This window comes from Streptomyces griseoruber (assembly GCF_001514205.1).
Classification (GTDB): Bacteria; Actinomycetota; Actinomycetes; order Streptomycetales; family Streptomycetaceae; genus Streptomyces; species Streptomyces griseoruber.
The window spans coordinates 230,967-249,193 of record NZ_KQ948765.1; the positions used below are offsets into that span (position 1 = coordinate 230,967).

Here is an 18,227-nt window from a genome sequence, read left to right on the forward strand (position 1 = left end):
GACGGTGATGTCGTCCTCGCCGCGCTCGGACGGATGGGCGGGCGGATCGACTGCGCGGGCTTCGGGCGGCTGGACCTCGAAGGTCCGCAGGTGCTGTGGCTGGTGGCGTCCGGCGCGCTGGACCTGTTCGCGGTGGACGCCGAACAGCAGGGCCACTGGCACCACTTGGGCCGACTGGAGGCGGGCACGCTGCTGCTCGGCCCGGTGACCGGATCTCAGCACACGCTGGTGGCCCGGCCGCTGCGGGACTGCGTGGTGCACCGCATCGGCCTGCTCGAGCTGTACCAGCCGGCCGGCACCGAGACCTGGTCCTACGACGCGTACGGCAACCCCCAGTACGTGCCGCCGACTTCGAGCCCGCTGGAGTACGCGCTCGCCCTCGGCGTGGGCCGCGGCCTGTCCGTCCTCTTCCAGGCGCCGATGGCGACGGAGAAGCCCGCCGAAGTCACCGACGACGACGTGTTCTGGATGCAGGTGCCGCCGGGCAGTGTGCAGTACGGCTCGCTGTACGGGGCGGAGGCGGCCGCCGATCTGCTGATGGACCCGGCGGTGTGGCAGTCGATGGTCGATCAGCAGTACCGGCTGCTGACCACGCTGGACCGCTGGATCGAGCAGCTGGAGCGGACCCACGAGACCCGGACGGCCGCCGGAATCAAGGCCGGTGAGGCGGTGCGCGCCCAGGCCGACCGGAGCCTGCTGGCGTCGATCGGCCGCAAGCCGGGCCGGCGCACCACGTCGGCCGACGCGGACGCCACCTTCGCCGTGTGCCGGCTCGTCGCGCAGGCGGCGGGCATCACGCTCGCCGAGCCCGCGCACCTGGGCGCCGGCGACGACCGGCTGGACCCGGTCGAGCAGGTGGCCCTGGCCTCCCGGGTGCGGACCCGCGCGGTACGGCTCGACGGGCGCTGGTGGCGGGACGACGTGGGTCCGCTGGTCGGTCGGCGGGCGCTGTCCGGGGCACCGGTCGCGTTGCTGTGGCGGCGCGGCGGTTATGTCGCCGTACACCCGTCGACGGGGCGGGAGAGCCCGGTCGAGAAGGCGAACGCCGAGGAGTTCGAACCACGGGCCGTGATGTTCTACCGGCCGCTGCCGGAACACACGCCGAGCCCGCTGGGTCTGCTGCGGTTCAGCATGCGCGGCACCGGCGGCGATCTGACGCACCTGCTGCTGAGCGGGCTGGTGACGGTGGCGATCGGGGCGCTGGTGCCGATCGCCACGGGCAAGGTGCTCGGCGAGTACGTGCCGAAGGCGCAGTCGGGGCTGATCGTGCAGGTATGTCTGGCCGTGATGGCCGGCGGCGTGGTCGCGGCGGCGTTCACGCTGCTCCAGAACCTCACCATCCTGCGGCTGGAGGGCCGGATCGAGTCGGCCCTCCAGCCGGCCGTGTGGGACCGGCTGCTGAGACTGCCGACGAGGTTCTTCGCCGAGCGGTCCACGGGTGAGCTGGCCAGTGCCGCCATGGGCATCAGCGCGATCCGCCGGCTGCTGGCGGGGCTCGGTCCCTCGGTGGCGCAGTCGGTGACCGTCGGCGCGATGAACCTGGGGCTGCTGCTCTGGTACAGCGTGCCGATGGCGCTCGCGGCGATCGGCATGCTCGTCGTCGTCGCCGGGGTGTTCCTGGGGCTCGGGCTGTGGCAGGTGCGCTGGCAGCGGCGGCTGGTGGTGCTCTCCAACAAGCTGAACAACCAGGCGTTCCAGACCCTGCGGGGCCTGCCGAAGCTGCGCGTGGCGGCCGCCGAGAACTACGCCTACGCGGCCTGGGCGGAGCAGTTCGCGCGCAGCCGTGAGCTCCAGCGGCGCCTCGGCCGGATCAAGAACCTCACCACGGTGCTGGGCGCGGTGTATCTGCCGCTGTGCTCGCTGCTGATGTTCATGCTGCTGGCCGGTCCGGCGCGGGGCGCGCTGTCGGCGGCGGACTTCCTCACCTTCAACACGTCGATGACGATGCTGCTCACCTCGGTCGCCTCGCTGACCGGTGCCTTCGTCTCCGCGGTGGCGGCGCTGCCGCTGTTCGAGGAGATCCGCCCGGTGCTGGAGGCGACACCGGAGGTCCGATCGGCGAGCACCCGTCCGGGCCCGCTCTCCGGCGCCCTGGAGGCCCGCCGGCTCTCCTTCCGCTACTCCGACGACGGCCCGCTCGTCCTCGACGACGTGTCCTTCGAGGTCCGGCCGGGCGAGTTCGTGGCGGTCGTGGGCCCGAGCGGCTGTGGCAAGTCGACCCTGCTGCGCCTGCTCATCGGCTTCGACAGACCGGTCTCGGGCCAGGTCCTCTACGACGGCCAGGACCTCGCCGCGCTCGACCGGTCCGCCGTGCGCCGGCAGTGCGGGGTCGTGCTCCAGCACGCCCAGCCGTTCACCGGCTCGATCCTGGACGTCATCTGCGGCACCGGGGCCCACACCCCGGAGGAGGCGATGGCCGCCGCCGAACTGGCGGGGCTCGCGGAGGACATCCGGCGGATGCCGATGGGGCTGCACACCATCGTCTCCGGCAGCGGCTCGGTCTCCGGCGGCCAGCGCCAGCGGCTGATGATCGCCCAGGCGCTGATCCGCCGGCCGCGCGTCCTCTTCTTCGACGAGGCGACCAGCGCCCTCGACAACGACACCCAGCGCACGGTCATCGAGAGCACCCGCAAGCTGAACGCCACCCGGGTCGTCATCGCCCACCGGCTGTCGACGGTGCTGGACGCCGACCGGGTCGTCGTGATGGAGAACGGCAGGATCACCCAGCAGGGGCCGCCCGCCCAGCTCCTCGCGGACACGGGCGGACGGCTGCACGAACTGGTGCGGCGGCAGCTGACCTGACCCCGGGGTGCCCGGTCAGGACCGTCCGGGCACCGGCGCGCCGGACGGGAAGCCCGCCTCGACGCAGGCCAGGTAGGAGGACTCCCAGGAACGGGTGGCGCCGTTCGGCGGGGCCGGCGGGCCGCCCGCCGCCCGGGTGTCCAGTGCGGCCAGGCACACCTCCCAGCCCGCGGCGTTGCGCGCCGCGGTGTCGGCGCTCTCCAGGACGTCGGTGAGGGTGAGCCGGGTGCGTTCGTCGCCGTCGGGTTGGAGATCGAAGCGGAGTTCGTCGCCGCCCCAGGCGAAGGACAGATGGCTGAGCGCGTCCACCGCCAGGACCCGGCCGGTCGACTCCGGCAGACGCGGATCGCCGCTGAAGTGGATCGTGCCGCCGGGGCGCAGATCCATCGCCACCCGGGACGGGAACCAGTGGGCCAGTTCGGCCGGGTCGGTGACGAACCGCCAGACCCGGGCGACCGGATGGTCGTAGGTGCGGATGAAGCGGACGGCGGTCCGGCCGTCGTCCAGGGTCACAGGGGCCCCCGTGAGATCGGAGGGGTCCACGCCGCGCCGCTCCCTGCAACAGAGGTGGAGTGGGATGCCGTCGGGGTCGGCGAAGACCAGCAGCCGTCCCGGGGGCGCCTCGACGACCGGGGAGTGCGGGACGCCGAGCGCGTCGAGGTGGGCGGCCCAGGCGTCGACGGCGGCCCGGTCGCGCACCGCGAAGCTCACGGGGTCGAAGTCCCGGCAGCCGCGCACCGCCTCCGGGGCGACCCGCAGGGCGAGCAGGGTGTCCCCGAGGCCCGGGACCGGGCCGCCGACTCCGCGCAGCGCGCCCTCGGCGTCGGCGAACTCGTGCGTGACCTCGAGGCCGAGGACCCGGCCGTACCAGTCGCGGGCCCGGTCGAGGTCGGTGACGGGGATCTTCACCTGGTGGATTCCGGCGAGTTCCGGCATGAGGTCCACGGTACGACCGGCCCCGTGACCCCCCTAACGAAACTTTGCCGTTTCGCTCGAAGTGGTCTAGCCTCGATGTGTACGAAACCGTTTCGTTTACGCCCTCTTTACCTATCTCCCTGCTCCACCGCACCGATCTCCCTGGAGTGGTTCCCCATGTCCTCGAAGACCTTGACGGACGGCGCCCGCACGGGCACCGAGCCGGCGCCGCCCGCCTCCGCCAGGAAGTGGTGGATCCTCGCGGTCGTCGCCCTGGCCCAGCTGATGGTGGTGCTGGACGCCACCATCGTGAACATCGCCCTGCCCTCGGCCCAGGCCGACCTCGGGTTCTCCGACGGCAACCGGCAGTGGATCGTCACCGCCTACGCGCTGGCGTTCGCCTCGCTGCTGCTGCTCGGCGGCCGCACAGCCGACCTCTTCGGCCGCAAGACCGCCTTCCTCGTCGGGGTCGTCGGCTTCGCCGCGGTCTCCGCGCTGGGCGGCGCCGCCACCAACTTCGAGATGCTGGTCACCGCCCGCGCCCTCCAGGGCGCCTTCGGCGCGCTGCTCGCCCCGGCCGCGCTCTCCCTGCTCAACACCACGTTCACCGACGCCAAGGAACGGGCCAAGGCGTTCAGCGTCTACGGCGCCATCGCCGGCGCGGGCGGCGCGGTGGGCCTGCTGCTCGGCGGCGTCCTGACCGACGCGCTGGACTGGCGCTGGACCCTCTACGTCAACGTGGTCATCGCCGTCCTCGCCTTCGCGGGCGGCTGGATCCTGCTGACCAACCACCGCGACGCGGGGAACTCCAAGCTCGACGTCCCCGGCACCGTACTGGTCGCCGCCGGACTGTTCTCCCTGGTCTACGGCTTCTCCAACGCCGAGACGCACGACTGGGGCTCCCCCGCGACCTGGGGCTTCCTGATCGCGGGCGGGGTGCTGCTGGTGGCCTTCGCCTGGTGGCAGACCCGCGCCGAGCACCCGCTGCTGCCGCTGCGCATCCTGCTCGACCGCAACCGCGCCGCCTCGTTCTTCGCCGTGCTGATCTCCGGCGCGGGCATGTTCGGCGTCTTCCTCTTCCTCACCTACTACCTCCAGCTCAACCTGGGCTTCAGCCCGACGAAGACCGGTGTGGCGTTCCTGCCGATGGTCGGCGCGCTGATGGTGGCGGCCCAGCTCGGCACGACGGTCCTGGTACCCCGGATGGGCCCGAAGGCGGTCATCCCGCTGGGCTTCGCGATCGCCGCCGTCGGCATGGCCTGGCTGACCGGGATCGGCGTCGGCTCGGACTACGTGAGCACGGTGCTGCCGCAGCTGGTCGTCATCGGCATCGGACTCGGCCTGGTCATGCCGCCCGCCATGCAGATGGCCACCGGCGGGGTCGCCGCCGAGGACGCCGGGGTGGCGTCCGCGACGGTCAACGCCATGCAGCAGGTCGGCGGTTCGATCGGTACGGCGCTGCTCAACACCCTCGCCGCGAGCGCCGCGACCGACTACCTGGCCGGCCGGGACGCCACCAGCAAGCTGGTCCAGGCGCAGGCGACCATCGAGAGCTACACCACCGCCTTCTGGTGGTCGGCCGGCCTCTTCGCGGCGGGCGCGGTGATCGCGTTCCTGCTCTTCCGCCGCGGGGTGCCGCAGCAGGACGCGCACGCCGCACCGGTCGTCCACATGTGAGTCCGGTCGATCCGCGCCGGGAACGCCGGGGAACGGGGAACACCGGGAAGCGAGGAGCCACCGTCCGTCGCCGGACGGTGGCTCCTTTCGTACGGCGTCCGGCGTAGGGAATCGGCCCTCTGGGTACGCGCCGGGCCATGAGAATCAGCGTGCTGGACGTGGGGTCGAACACGGTACGGCTGGTGGTGGCGGACGCCGAGGGCGGGGTGCCGCTCCCGGTGCACACGGAGAAGTGGCGGCTGCGGCTCTCCGAACAGGTCGGTCCGGGCGCGCCCGTCCCGGAGGAGGCCGTGGAACGGCTGGTGACCGCGGTCGCCGCGGCGGCCCGGACCGCGGACCGGTGGCGGGCGGCGGGCCCGCTGGCCTTCGCGACCGCCGTGGTGCGCGCCGCCCCCAACCGTACGGAGGTGCTGCGGGCGGTCCGCACCCGGACCGGGGTCGCGCTGTGCACCATGCCGGGCGAGCTGGAGGCGGAGCTGACCTTCCTCGGCGCCCGCCGCTGGATGGGCTGGCGCTCCGGGCCGCTCGCGCTGCTGGACATCGGCGGCGGCTCGTTCGAGGTGGCGTTCGGCCGGGGCCGGCTGCCGGACTTCGTGGCCTCGCTGCCGCTCGGGGCGAACCGGCTGACCCATGACTTCTTCCTCGGCCAGGACCCGCCGTCCGCCGACCTGGTCCGGGCGCTGCGGCGCAGGGTCCGCCATCAGCTCAGGGACGTGGCCGCCCGGATCCGCTGGGAGGGCCCGCACACCGCGGTGGCCACCTCCCGCACCTTCCAGCAGCTCGGCCGGCTGTGCGGGGCCCTGCCGGGCCGGCACGGCCCGTTCGTGGACCGCACCCTGCACCGCCGTGATCTGCGGACCGCGATCGAACGGCTGGCCGAGCTGCCGGCGGCGGAACGCGCCCGGCTGCCCGGCATCTCCGCACCCCGTGCCGCGCAGAGCCTGGCCGGGGCGGTGGTGGGGCACACCGCGATGAAGCTGACCGGGCTGCGCAGGGTCACGGTCTGTCCCTGGGCCATCCGCGAGGGCGTCATGCTGCGGCACATCGAGGACGGCGCGTCCTGGTGGGCGCAGGTCAGCAGCCTCACCGACGGGGCCCCCGGCCCCCCGGAGCCGGTGCCGCTGCGCGTCGCGCGACACTGAAGGGCCCGAAGACGCCCGACCCGAGGAGCCGGCCATGTCCGACGACCGCGAACCGCCCGCGACCGCGCCCGAGACCGCGCTCGAGGCGGTCCTGCGGGAGATAGAGGACGCCGAGGCCCACGCCGACGAGCTCGACCACTTCGAAGACCACCCCGAAGACCACCCCGGACGTCATCTCAGAGCTCCGACGACAAGCGATGTGCCGGAAATTCACTGGGACGAGTGAACTAGATCTTGCGCCCGGCCGTGCAGGGATGCTCTGCGCCCCGACGGGGTAGCTACCGGCTCCGAAGGCGGTTCCCGCGAGCCGCCCGAAAGCCCCCTGCCGAGGTGGAGCGGACATGACGCCACCGGCCAATCCCCACGCCCGTACTCGTGTCAACGGCCCCTGCACCGTGGTGGAGCTGACGGGCGAGATAGACCTGGCGACGGCCGGGTTCGTCGCGGACCAGCTCGACGCGGTGACGGCCGCGGCGGCCGTCGACGTCCTGGTCGATCTGCGCGGGGTGGGGTTCTTCGACTGTTCGGGGCTGCGGGTGCTGTGCCGGGCTCAGGACCGGGCGGTACGCGGCGGCGGCCGCCTGCGGGTCGTCTGCGACCAGCCGTCTCTGCACCGGCTGTTCCGCGCGACCGGCCTGCTGGGCCGCTTCCCGCCGCTCGCCTCGCTCCCCGACGGTGTCACGGACAACCGTACGGAATGACCCCAGGGGCCGGCGGGCGGCCCCACTCCGCCCGTCCGGCCCCTGGGTTACGAGATCACGGTCGTCCCGTGTCCATTGGCCCGCACTCCCCACGTCACGGGCCGGTCACTGCGTCCACGGGAGCCACGCGATCCCGGTCTCAGAAGGCGAAGAGACTGCTCCCGGCAGCGTTCTTCACACATTCGTTGGCGAAGGTGCGCTCATAGGCGACCCGCCTGCCCTGCCACACTCCGTCGACGGTGACGACGACCGGGGAGTACTGCTTGGTGCACATCGCATCGCCCGGGCCCGCGAGGGCGTCCAGGTCGCCGCCGGCGGCGCGCAGTTCCGCACAGGCGAGCGCGGCCGCGGGGTGGGTGCCGGAGGGTCCCGGCGCACAGCTCAGGGTGACCGCACGGGCGGCACCCACCGTGGCGGCGCTCTCGCCGTGGGCCAGGGTCAGCACCAGGGCGGACGGGGCGTAGAGCGAGGCGGGGGCGGCGGCCGGGGCGGCGAGCGCGGCCCCGGTCAGGGGTGCGCAGACGGTGGCGGCCGTGAGGCCGAGGGTCGCCGCCCAGCGCGCGGTGTTCCGCATTGTGTGCATCCTTCCGCTCGATTTCGGGGGTGTGCCGGCCGGCCCGATCGGAGCCGAACCCGGCGACCGCGAGTCTGCCGAGTCCGCCGCCGAAACTCACATCGACCCCATGCGTTTCAGTAACCTTGCGTATTGAATCAGTGGCGTGAAGTCACGGAATTCGAACGTTCCAACCCCGGAAGCAAGCGCTTCATGATTTCTACGGCCGGCCAGATGGCCGGTTCCGATGGGTTCGTTAATCGGCCTGAAACATTCCGCTCCTGCCCTCTTTCCGCTCTCGGCTGACCCCTTCGCGACCCCTTGTGTTCATGGACCAGCAGAGTAATCGTCATTACATGATTACTTCGGAGCAGAGGGACAAGCTGAGGGGCTGGTTCGCCGGGCGGCTGCCCGACGACCTGTTCGAGGAACTCGTCGAGGTCGTCGTGGACCGCGAGGAGATCACCGTGATCGGCCGGGTGGCCGCGCCACGGCTCGCCGGGGACGCCCCGGCCGCCGAGCGGGAGGCCGCCGTCACGGCCCGGATCCAGGAGTTCCGGGAGCGCACGCGCGAGGCCCGGATGGCCGTGGCCCGGGACGCCGAGCACCGGTTCCGCCGCAAGGTGGCGTGGGGTGTGGTGTGCGACGGGGAGCGCGCCCTCTTCACGCATGTCGCGGCGCCGGTGATGACCCGGCTGCGCCAGCCCGAGCGGCAGGTCCTGGACACGCTGATCGCCGGGGGCGTGGCGCGCAGCCGCAGCGACGCGCTCGCCTGGTGCGTCCGGCTGGTCCAGCGGCACACCGACGACTGGCTCACCGAACTGCGCGAGTCGCTGGAGCACGTGCAGCGGGTACGGGCCCAGGGGCCGGACACGGGGGAGGCGGCGGACACCCAGGACGATTCATCCGCTCGGGACCAGGAAGAAGGATGATCCGCCCACGTCGCCCGGTGTTCCCGCGTCTGTCGCGGGTGCAGGCGACCGTGCTGGTCGGTGGGCTGCCGATCGCGTGCCTCCTCATCGGCCGGTTCGGCCCGGACCCCGTACGGTCCATCCCCACCCGGCCCTGCCGCGGCTGTCCCCCGAGCCCCCAGCGCTGTACGGCCCCGAGGGCGCGGCGGGTGCCGGAGGGGCGTTGTCAGACCCTGCCTCTACCGTGCGGGCATGACTCATTTCGTGCTGGTGGCAGGTGCGTTCCTCGGTGGGTGGGCCTGGGACGAGGTGGCGGCGGAGTTGCGCGCCGCCGGGGACGAGGCCCATCCCCTGACGCTGTCCGGGCTCGCCGAGCGGGCCGCGGAGCCCGCGGGGCAGCGGACGCATGTGCGGGACGTCGTGGCCGAGGTGGAGCGCCTCGGCCTGCGGGACGTGGTGCTGGTCGGGCACAGCTACTCGGGGATCCCGGTGGGCCAGGCGGCCGAGCGGATCGGCGACCGGCTCCGAAGGGTCGTGTACGTGGACGCGAGTGTGCCCTTCGACGGGGAGTCCTTCCTGTCGAGCTGGCCGAGCGACCACGTCCGTGCGTCGATCGAGGCGAACGACGGCAGCTGGCCCCCGCCCGGCGCCGACGACTACGCGGGCCAGGAACTGACCGACGAGCAGATCGCCGGGATACTCGCCCGGGGCACCGCCCACCCCGGCGCCACCCTCACCGAAGGGGCGGAGCTGAAGGGTTCCGCGGGCGATCTCCCCTCGACGTACATCAAGTGCCTGCTCGACGGGGACGCCCCGCCGCCGGCCGTGGCGGAACTCCTCAAGGGCGAGAACTGGGAGCTGGTGGAGCTGGACACCGGCCACTGGCCGATGTTCTCCCGCCCCCGTGAACTGGCCCGGATCCTGCGCGAGTCGGCCGCCGGTCACCAGGGCCTGTCCCAGCCCTCCTCCTAGGCGTATCGGCCCGTCTACGGCCTCGGCCCGGACGGACGGCCCGGCGTCGAGCACGTCGTCCGCTGTCCGCCGGCCGAGTTCGGCCTCACGCCGGCCCCTCGACCGCCCTCAGGCCGTCCCCTCCTCCAGGCCCACCGGCTGGGCCGACGGAGGGGCGTCCGTGCCGGTGACGGCGAGGGAGCCGGGGGTGGCGGCGGCCGTGTCGGGGAGCCAGCGCTGCGCGTCGGAGCGGTCGCGGACCTTCACCACCACATCGGCGCCCGCCTCGGTGCCGGCGGCGGTCAGGGCGAGGGAGTCGTCCCAGTGGGGCAGCAACTCGCCCTGGACGGTGAAGTCGTAGCGGACGTCGTCCGCCCGGGCGTCCCCCGCGTCCGCACAGGCGCCGAGGATGACCACACCGGCGTCGGCGTGGGAGTCCACGCACAGGTCGGGCTGCGCCGCGCTGCGCAGCTGGCCGTCCTCGGCGTAGGACCACTGCTGGCCGGCCCCGGTGCCGCACGCGGCGAGTTCGAGGGCCGCGCCGGCCTCGGCCTCGCCCCGGATGTCCAGGCAGAGGTCGGCGTCGGCCTCGCGCAGCCTGGTCCGCTGGGGTGCGGTGGGCAGTTGGACGGTGCCGGGGGTGGTCGGGGAGGCACCGGCGGCCGGGGTGTCGGTGCCCGGGACGACACCGCTGGTGGAGGCGGCCGGGTCGGCGCCGCCGTCGTCCAGCCACATCCCGGCGGCGAGCAGACCGGTCAGCAGCCCGGCGGAGGCGAGCCCCACACCCGTGAACAGGGCGCGCGGGGAGCGCGCTTCGCCGGATGCGCGGCGGCGCGGCGAGGGGATGCGGGAGAGCAGGGTCCCGCCGCGCGGCCGGCCACCCCGGTGCCGGGCGGAGCCCCTCAGCCGTACGGGCTGCTGGGCCCGGCCGGGGCGGGAGTCGTGGTAGCGGCGGGCGCCCCAGCCGAGGACGGCCTCGGCGAGCAGCACGCCGAGCGCGTTCTCGAAGTGCCCGAGCTGTTCGGCGGCGGCACGGCAGTAACGGCACTCGTCGAGGTGCCTGCGGACGTCCGGCAGCAGTTCGCCGCCGCGCCGGATGGGCACGTCGAGAAGGCGGTTGTAGAAGCGGCACTCCTTGCTCGGGGCGAGTTCCCGGTGGGCGCGGACCAGACCCTCGCGGAGCTTGTCCCGGGCCTGTTCGTAGGCGCCGGTGACCATCTCGGTGTCCATGCCGAGCAGTCCGGCGGCCGCCGGGATCGACTCCGCCTCGACCTCCACGTGCCACAGGACGCAACGGGCGACCGCGGGCAGGCTCTGGAAGGAGCGCTCGGCGAGCACCCGGTTGTCCGGGGTCATCGACTTCGCGGCGCGCATGCCCCGGGCTCCGGCGGGCTTCGTCAGCACGGGCAGCACGCCGGATATGTTCTCGTCGGCGGCCCAGAGCCGGGCCATGTCCCGCACGGTCACCAGCAGCCGGGGCCGCAGCGCGGTGCCCGGCTCGCCCAGCTTCAGCCGGTCGAAGACCTGGTGGACGGCGGCCGCGGTGAGCATGTTCGAGACATTCCCGGAGGACGCGAGGCAGATCACCGCGTACTCGTGGACCGGCCGCCAGTGCCGGGCGATCAGCACCGCGGTGGACTGGGCGACCTCGCTGTCCGTGCCGCCACGGATCCCTGCGGCGAGGGACTCGTCGGATTCTCCGGGGCCACCGCCGGGCGGCGGGTAGGGAGGGCGAGGCGGCTGGGCGGTCGGCACTGAGCGGTTCCTTTGGTACGTACCTGATGGCGCGACGGGGAGCGTGTACTCGCCCCACAGGCGTCACACAGAGACCCGGCCGTCACCCCCCGCTCGGAAGGTTCACCATTGCACAACTGAGTCGTGCGCAACAAGGCGCGGCGACATCCTGCCCGTTGTTGAAAAAATGTCGACGACAAGGGCACGTGAATGCCCCGCGGCACGCCTTTCGTCCGTTCTTGCGCCCCGTGTGAACCAGACACACGCGCCGGCCTCCCGCGCACCTTCCCGGGGAGTGCGGCGCAGTAGTGGACTGGAACCCGGCCACTTCCTCGGAGGCCCCGCGCAGGACGGCGGCTCTTCTGCGCGCCCCGGCCGCCGGCCCTGTTCCTCCCGCCCTGGGCCGGCGGCCCACAACCGTGCGGTACGGCTATATCTGCCAGGACCGCAGCCGGTCCGCCGCGCCGTACACATCGGTCTTGCCGTCGATGAGGTCACGGGCGAGGTCGACGAGCGCGCCGTAGGGCGGGTCGATGCCGACGCCGCTGACGAACATGTAGGCCACCGCGGTCGCGCAGGCGAACCGGGCGTTGGCCGACGGCAGGGGCTTGAGCAGGGCGAGGGTGTGCAGCAGGGCGGCGGCCCGCCAGGCCGGGTCGGAGTCGACGCCGAGCCGGGGCGGATCCACCCGGTGCCGGGCGACGGCCGCGACCAGGGCGGAGAAGTCGTTGACGGTGGGCTGGTCCGGCAGGACCTCTTCGTGGCGCTGGAGCAGCCAGGGCACGTCGATGTGGATGACGGGTGTCATCGGTCAGGCGACCCGCCCCTCGCCCTTGACGGCGGGTTCGTCGTCCGGGAACGCGGCCGCGAACTCGTCGGCGTGCGCGGAGAAGAACCGGCGGAACGCCTCCGCGCCCTCCTGGAGCGCCCGGTGCCGCGCGATGTCGGCGGCGGCCGCCTCCCGCACGAGTGCCTTCATCGACGTACCGCGTTCCTTGGCGATCTGCCGCAGGTCCTCCAGCTCGCGATCGCTGAACTCCACATTGAGGGCTGGCATGCCCTCACGGTACCGCCCGGGTACTTACTCGTAAATATCCCCAGGTCAAGTGAGTGTCCGGGCGGTACCAAAGGGGTGTCCGGGCTATGCCTGGCCCTGGTCCGCCACGAAGGACGCCAGCCGGGCCAGAGCCGCGTTCCAGTTGATCGCGGTCTCGTTCGTGGACCAGGACTGGATGTCGTCGATGTAGCAGAACTGGCCGACGCACCCCTGGAGTTTGCTCTGCGCGTAGGGGTCCTGGATGCTCGAGTTCGCGCCGCCCGCGAGGGTGCCCTTCGGCGGCTCCGGGAGGTTCGGGTCGAGCTGGTGGGCGTACCAGCGGCTGTGCTGGTGGTGGGAGGCGACCTCGCCGTAGCCGGTGACGTAGGAGAGGTTGAGCGCGTTGCGGCCGAGGACGTAGTCCATGCTCTCGACGGCTCCGTCGCGGTACTTCGAGGCGCCGGTGAGGTCGTAGGCGGTGGCGATGACGACCGCGTTGTTCAGCACCTGGTGGCTGGAGCCCCAGTCGTAGCGGTTGCCGTCGGGGGCGTAGGGCATGCCGTACGGCTGTGCGGCGAGCGTGGCCAGGTAGGTTTCGGCACCCCGCACCACGGACCTGCGCACCTTGTCGCGGCCGGGCAGCCGGTTGGGGACGAGCGCGAGGTCGAGGCGGCCGGCGGCGGCCGTGCGGGACCAGTCGAAGCCGGCCGGGACGAAGATGTCGGCGGTGTGCACCGGGGAGCCGAGGACGTGGTCGGCGAACTGCTTCTCGCCGGTGGTGAGGTACAGCTCGGCGGCCGCCCAGTAGAACTCGTCGGTCGCGTTGCCGTCGTCGTAGGTGCCGCCGCCGTTGCCGTCGTCGGGACTGGCGTGGACATCGGGGTGCGCCAGGGCCGCCGCCCAGGCCTTGCGGGCCACCGTCAGGGCCTTCGCCGCGAACTCCTTGTCGTAGGGCCGGTAGAGGCGGGCCGCCTGGGCGGCCGTGGCGGCGAGGTTGAGGGTGGCCGTGGTGGTCGGCGGGTGCAGTTCGCGCTTCTGCGGGTCGGCACTCGGCAGCAGGGGCAGGCCGGTCCACTGCTCGTCGTGGACCTTGTGGTGGGCCATTCCGGCGAGGGGCTGTCCGTCCGGTACCTGCATCCTCAGCAGGAACTCCAGTTCCCAGCGGGCCTCGTCGAGGATGTCCGGGACCTTGTTGCCGCTCTCGGGGAGGGCGAGGGTGCCGTCGCCCAGCGTCGAGGGCCGGCCGGTGCGGGCGTGCAGGGAGCGCTCGTAGGTGCTGAGCAGCTCCCAGGTGGCTATCCCGCCGTTGACGACGTACTTGCCGTGGTCGCCCGCGTCGTACCAGCCGCCGCTGACGTCGAGGTCGTAGGCGCAGACTCCCGGCTGGCAGGGAACGCTCGTGTCGCCCTGGTTGGGCGCGACGCCGACATGGCCGGCCGCCCTGCCGTAGCCGGGGCGCAGGTCGTCCCGGATCGCGATGCCGCTGCGCTGGGTGTAGTAGTACTTCACGGCGTCCAGCCGCAGCTGCTCGTAGGCGGCCGTGCCGATGTCGAACGGGCGGCTGGTCTCGCCGTCGGCGACCAGCGTGAGGCCCGTGCCGCGCCCCCGGTAGGCGCCGAAGTCGATGGAGTGGACGTGCTGCCCGGAGGAGACGTCGAGGCCGCGCGGCACGGTCCAGCCGTGGGCGACCGTCGCCCCGGCGGCGTTCTTCAGCTGCCAGGGCAGCTTCGCGGTCGCCTCGGTGACGAGCGTGGCGTTCTTCGGCCCGGCGGGCAGATAGGCGACCTGGTTGACGCGCACCCGCGGCCCGGTGTCCGGCTCGTAGACCTCCGGGGGCACCCCGCCGAGCAGCGACACGTCGTCCAGACAGAACCGCCACGGCTCGGCGCTGCCCCCGACCTGGAAGGCGACCTGCCCCTGGGTGGAGTCGACCGGCGAGGTGAAGGTGTAGGCGTACGAGTCGCCGGACGCGCTCAGCACCGGCGTCGCCTCGTACCAGGTGTCGTACGGGGAGACCCCGAGCCCCACGATCGCCCGCACCGTATGGCCCTCGGGCACCCCGGAGGCGGCGAAGGAGAAGCGGTACGAGGACCCCTTGACCAGGGTGATCGCGTTCTGCCCGAGCGCGGAGTCCCAGCGGTTGACGGTGCCGCCGGGGACGTCCGCGCAGAGGCGTCCGCCGGACAGGCCGGCGGTGACGTTGCTGGTCCACCAGGGGTCGGCGGTGGTGTCGAAGCCGCCGTTCCTGACCTGCTCGACCTCGTCGGCACCCGCCTGCCGCACGGGCAGCGCGGTGAGGGCGGCGCCCAGCAGGGCCGCGAGGGACAGCAGGGCGGTTCTGCGTCGTTTCACGTCCGGCTCCTCGATCCATGTCATGGGAGCGCTCCCAAACAGGCGCGGGGAATATGCTTGTCCCAGTCATGACACCGCGTCAACGGTCCGGACGAGAACGGAAAGCCCTCCCCCGCCCGGACCGCGGTCCCGGTTACGCCTCCAGCTTGCTGATCCGTACCGCCCCTTGGACCGTGCCGGGAGCGGCGCTGGTGAGCGTCAGCCGCACCCGGGAGCCGCGCACCGCGTCGAAGGTGACGACGGTCGGGGCGTCCGAGTCGGCGGCCCACTCCACGGCCGCCCCGGTGACCGGTGTGTACCGCTGCCCGTCGCCCACCGCGACCTCGACCGCCGCGGGCAGGCTGTGCGTGGCGTCCACGGTGAAGGAGACCGCCACCCGGTCGATGTCCCGGGTGCGCCCCCAGTCGACCGAGACCCAGTCCGTCGGCCGGGCCCCGCTGAAAGCGGGCAGCAGCGCGGTGGCCGGCTTGACGAAGGCGTTGGACCAGCCGGTGGCCGGGTTCCCGTCCAGCATCGCGGCGGGCAGGGTGTCGGTCCGGCCCGAGTAACTGGCGTCCGCGTAGGGGTGGTTCACGGGCTCGGGGTACGCGGGCGGGAACTCGGCGGCGGGCGTGGCGGCCACCGAGCGGGCGCGGGTGGTGCGCACGGTGGCGGTGCCCTCGCGCAGTCCGTCCACGCGCGCGGTCACCTTCAGCGGTCCCGCGTCGGTGCCCGAGCGCACGATCGCGAGCGCCTTGCCGTGGAAGGCGGTCCGGGTGCTCGCCTGGTACCGCTCGGCGCTCTCCTCACGCCCGTTGTCGAGCCCGGCCAGCGAACCGCCGCTCACCGCGAAGGAGATGAGGTGCTCGGCGTCCGGGACGACGACCCCGTGGGCGTCGACGACATCGGCGGTGACGAAGACGAGGGAACGCCCGTCCGCCGGAAGGGACGCGCGGTCGGGGGTGAGACGCACGGCGTGCGGGGCGCCGGCCGTGCGCAGGACGTCGGTGGCGACCACCTTGCCGCCGCGCCGCGCCACCGCCTTGAGCACCCCCGGTTCATAGGCGACCTCCCACGTCAGGTGCAGTTTGCCCGCGCTTCCGTTGGGGCTGGTGTAACTGCCCGGCCAGGGACCGGTGGTGAAGGTCCTGTCGTCGCCGGTGGCCTCGGTGGTCTCCAGGTAGGCGCGGCCGTCGACGGTCGTCTTGGTGTCGAACCTCCGCACGCCCAGCGACTTTCCGTTGAGATACAGCTCGACGGTGTCGACGTTGGCGTACGCCCACACCTCGACCGTGTCGCCCCGCTCGTGGTTCCAGGTGGCCGGCAGCAGATGGACCATCGGCTCGTCCGTCCACTGGCTCCTGAACAGGTGGTACATGTCCTTGGGGAAGCCGGCCGTGTCGACCGCGCCGAAGAAGGAGGCCTTCACCGGGAAGACGTTGTACGGGGTCGGCTCACCGATGTAGTCGATGCCGGACCACAGGAACTGCCCGGCGAACCACTTCCGGTCCCGGTCCTTCTTGTGGCCGTACTCGCCGCTCATCGTCCAGGAGGCGAGGTTGTTGTCGTAGGACGAGGTGGCCCGCTTGCCGGGGGTGTGGTTCTCGCCGGTGTTCAGGTGCTCCGGTTCCTGGTACGTCCCTCGGGTGGAGGTCTCCGAGGAGGACTCGGACTCGAAGAGGAACAGGTGCGGATAGGCGGCGTGCAGCACGTCCACGCTCTTCGCGGTGTTGTAGTTGAGGCCGAGGCCGTCGAGCCTGGCCAGCATCAGATCGGCGGCGGATCCCCTGGCGGGCGGGTTGCGGTACTTGTCGGAGCCGATGACCAGCGGGCGGGTGTCGTCGGCTGCCCTGATCGCGGCGATGATCCGGTCGGCCATGGCGAGACCGGCGGTGGAGGTGGAGTCGGTGATCTCGTTGCCGATGGACCAGAGCACCACGGCGGGCGAGTTGCGGGCGGCGCGGACCATCTCACCGGCGTCCTTCTCGCACCACTCGTCGAAGAACCGGCCGTAGTCGTAGCGCGTCTTTCCGGTCCGCCAGCAGTCGAAGGCCTCCACCATCATCACGATGCCCAGGTCCTCGCAGACCTCGGTCATCTCGGGCGAGGGCGGGTTGTGGGAGGTGCGGAAGGCGTTGACCCCCATCGACTTCATGATCGCCATCTGACGGCGGATCGCGTCCTTGTTCACCGCCGCGCCGAGGGCGCCCAGGTCGTGGTGGAGGTCCACCCCCTTGATCTTGGAGTGCCTGCCGTTGAGGAAGAAGCCCTCGTCCGGGTCGAAGCGGAAGGTGCGGATGCCGAAGGAGGTGCGGTAGGTGTCGGTGACCCGGCCGGCGACCCTCAGCTCGGTCTGCAGGGCGTAGCGGTGGGGCGCCGTGAAGTCCCACAGCCTCGGGTGGTCCACGGTGAGCCGGTGGGTCTCGGTGGCCCGCTCGCCCACGGTGACCGTGGAGGCGGTACGGGCGACCGTGCGGCCGTTCGGCGCGACGATCCGGGAGACGACCTCCACCTCCGCGTCCGCGCCGGAGGTGTTCTCGACGGCGGTCGCCACCTGGACGAGGGCGCGCTCGCCGGTGACCTCGGGGGTGGTGACGTACGTGCCCCAGCGGGCGACGTGCACCGGTTCCGTGACGACCAGACGGGCCTCGCGGTAGATACCGCTGCCGGAGTACCAGCGGCTGCTGGGGAGACGGTTCTGCACCTTGACCGCGATCACGTTCTCGGTGCTGCCGTCGGTGTGCAGCAGCCCGGTCAGGTCGAAGGCGAAGCCGGTGTAGCCGTAGGGGTGGCGGCCGGCCTCGGTGCCGTTGCAGTAGACGTAGGCGTCCATGTAGACGCCGTCGAACTCGACCGAGATCCGCTTGCCGGCGTGGGCGGGCGGCAGCGTGAAGGCGAGGCGGTACCAGCCGAGGCCGCCGGGGAAGAAGCCGGTGCCGCTGGTGGTGCCGTGCTCGGTGGTGGGGGTCTGCTCGATGCTCCAGTCGTGCGGGACCGCCACCTCGCGCCAGGCCGAGTCGTCGTAGCCGGGGGTGGCCGCGTCCGCGTACGCGCCGGTCGGGTCGGTGATCCCGCCCGGATTGACCAGCGCGAAGCGCCAGCCGTCGCGCAGGGCGACCGTGTGGCGGCCGGTGGTGTGCGCGGCAGCCCGAGCCGCCTCGGCCGGGCTGCCGAGGAGCGCTCCGGCGGCCGGGGCGCCCGCGGAGGCGATCAAGACGGATCTGCGAGTGACTGTCACTGGCGGCTCTCCCTCTCAGGACCCAGAAGTACTCACAACTGATCTGACAACTGATCGTGACCAAACAGAATCTGACGACGAGCCCCTCCTGCCCGTCAAGGGGCCGGAGGCGCCTTGACGCACCACGGGTGACCGCTGCATCCGGCGGGCCGGTTCGGCCGGAATTGACCCTTGACCTCGACCGGAACGCGACCGGCCGGCCCCCCGAGGGGGTTCCCGTCCGCGCGCGGGCGGGA

Annotated in this window: 14 protein-coding genes and 1 pseudogene; 7 read left to right on the forward strand and 8 right to left on the reverse strand. The window is 72.5% G+C overall.

All coding sequences use genetic code 11. From position 1 onward, the window contains the following. Positions 1 to 33 precede the first annotated feature (33 nt). Positions 34 to 2,802, forward strand: coding sequence for an NHLP bacteriocin export ABC transporter permease/ATPase subunit (locus AQJ64_RS09285; protein ID WP_420876516.1), 2,769 nt, complete (start codon positions 34 to 36; stop codon positions 2,800 to 2,802). 15 nt (positions 2,803 to 2,817) lie between these two features. Here AQJ64_RS09285 and AQJ64_RS47835 read toward each other — a convergent pair whose 3' ends face one another. Together AQJ64_RS47835 and AQJ64_RS47840 are read right to left on the reverse strand one after the other, a co-directional pair. Then, complete coding sequence (locus AQJ64_RS47835; protein ID WP_055631628.1) at positions 2,818 to 3,345, reverse strand: SRPBCC family protein; 528 nt, start codon at positions 3,343 to 3,345, stop codon at positions 2,818 to 2,820. A 39-nt stretch (positions 3,346 to 3,384) separates the two neighbouring features. Next, a pseudogene (locus AQJ64_RS47840) lies at positions 3,385 to 3,738 on the reverse strand (VOC family protein); the annotation flags it as partial. A gap of 156 nt (positions 3,739 to 3,894) precedes the next feature. Here AQJ64_RS47840 and AQJ64_RS09300 point away from each other — a divergent pair. From AQJ64_RS09300 to AQJ64_RS09315, 4 genes are all read left to right on the forward strand, one after another. Continuing rightward, entirely contained in the window at positions 3,895 to 5,394 is a 1,500-nt protein-coding gene (locus tag AQJ64_RS09300; RefSeq protein WP_055631611.1) for an MFS transporter, read from the forward strand. A 137-nt stretch (positions 5,395 to 5,531) separates the two neighbouring features. After that, positions 5,532 to 6,536, forward strand: a complete 1,005-nt coding sequence (locus AQJ64_RS09305) for a Ppx/GppA family phosphatase (protein ID WP_055631612.1) — start codon at positions 5,532 to 5,534, stop codon at positions 6,534 to 6,536. A 34-nt stretch (positions 6,537 to 6,570) separates the two neighbouring features. Further along, a complete protein-coding gene (locus AQJ64_RS09310) occupies positions 6,571 to 6,762 on the forward strand; it encodes a hypothetical protein (protein WP_055631613.1) in 192 nt (63 codons plus the stop codon). A gap of 115 nt (positions 6,763 to 6,877) precedes the next feature. Then, entirely contained in the window at positions 6,878 to 7,237 is a 360-nt protein-coding gene (locus AQJ64_RS09315) for an anti-sigma factor antagonist (protein ID WP_055631614.1), read from the forward strand. 139 nt (positions 7,238 to 7,376) lie between these two features. Here AQJ64_RS09315 and AQJ64_RS09320 read toward each other — a convergent pair whose 3' ends face one another. Beyond that, a complete protein-coding gene (locus tag AQJ64_RS09320) occupies positions 7,377 to 7,811 on the reverse strand; it encodes a protease inhibitor (protein WP_055631615.1) in 435 nt (144 codons plus the stop codon). Positions 7,812 to 8,146: 335 nt separating this feature from the next. On the opposite strand from AQJ64_RS09320, the gene AQJ64_RS09325 reads away from it, so the two are divergent. Continuing rightward, positions 8,147 to 8,722, forward strand: coding sequence for a hypothetical protein (locus tag AQJ64_RS09325; RefSeq protein ID WP_055631616.1), 576 nt, complete (start codon positions 8,147 to 8,149; stop codon positions 8,720 to 8,722). A gap of 231 nt (positions 8,723 to 8,953) precedes the next feature. Further along, positions 8,954 to 9,673 (forward strand): alpha/beta fold hydrolase, encoded by a 720-nt coding sequence (locus tag AQJ64_RS09330; protein WP_055631617.1) that lies wholly within the window; start codon positions 8,954 to 8,956, stop codon positions 9,671 to 9,673. Positions 9,674 to 9,781: 108 nt separating this feature from the next. Here the strand turns inward: AQJ64_RS09330 and AQJ64_RS09335 are convergent, their stop codons facing one another. The 5 genes from AQJ64_RS09335 to AQJ64_RS09355 form a co-directional block, all read right to left on the reverse strand. After that, positions 9,782 to 11,407 carry an RICIN domain-containing protein gene (locus AQJ64_RS09335; RefSeq protein WP_055631618.1) on the reverse strand — a complete coding sequence of 542 codons (1,626 nt, stop codon included), beginning with the start codon at positions 11,405 to 11,407 and terminating at the stop codon, positions 9,782 to 9,784. Between the two features lie 409 nt (positions 11,408 to 11,816). Further along, positions 11,817 to 12,194, reverse strand: coding sequence for a hypothetical protein (locus AQJ64_RS09340; RefSeq protein WP_055631619.1), 378 nt, complete (start codon positions 12,192 to 12,194; stop codon positions 11,817 to 11,819). A 3-nt stretch (positions 12,195 to 12,197) separates the two neighbouring features. Continuing rightward, positions 12,198 to 12,443: a hypothetical protein gene (locus AQJ64_RS09345; RefSeq protein WP_055631620.1), complete on the reverse strand. Its 246-nt coding sequence runs from the start codon at positions 12,441 to 12,443 to the stop codon at positions 12,198 to 12,200. Positions 12,444 to 12,527: 84 nt separating this feature from the next. Next, the gene (locus AQJ64_RS09350; RefSeq protein WP_055631629.1) at positions 12,528 to 14,774 is read right to left on the reverse strand and encodes a glycoside hydrolase family 9 protein; all 2,247 of its coding nucleotides are present in this window, start codon (positions 14,772 to 14,774) and stop codon (positions 12,528 to 12,530) included. 133 nt (positions 14,775 to 14,907) lie between these two features. Then, positions 14,908 to 17,991 (reverse strand): glycoside hydrolase family 2 TIM barrel-domain containing protein, encoded by a 3,084-nt coding sequence (locus AQJ64_RS09355; RefSeq protein ID WP_055631621.1) that lies wholly within the window; start codon positions 17,989 to 17,991, stop codon positions 14,908 to 14,910. Positions 17,992 to 18,227: the final 236 nt, after the last annotated feature.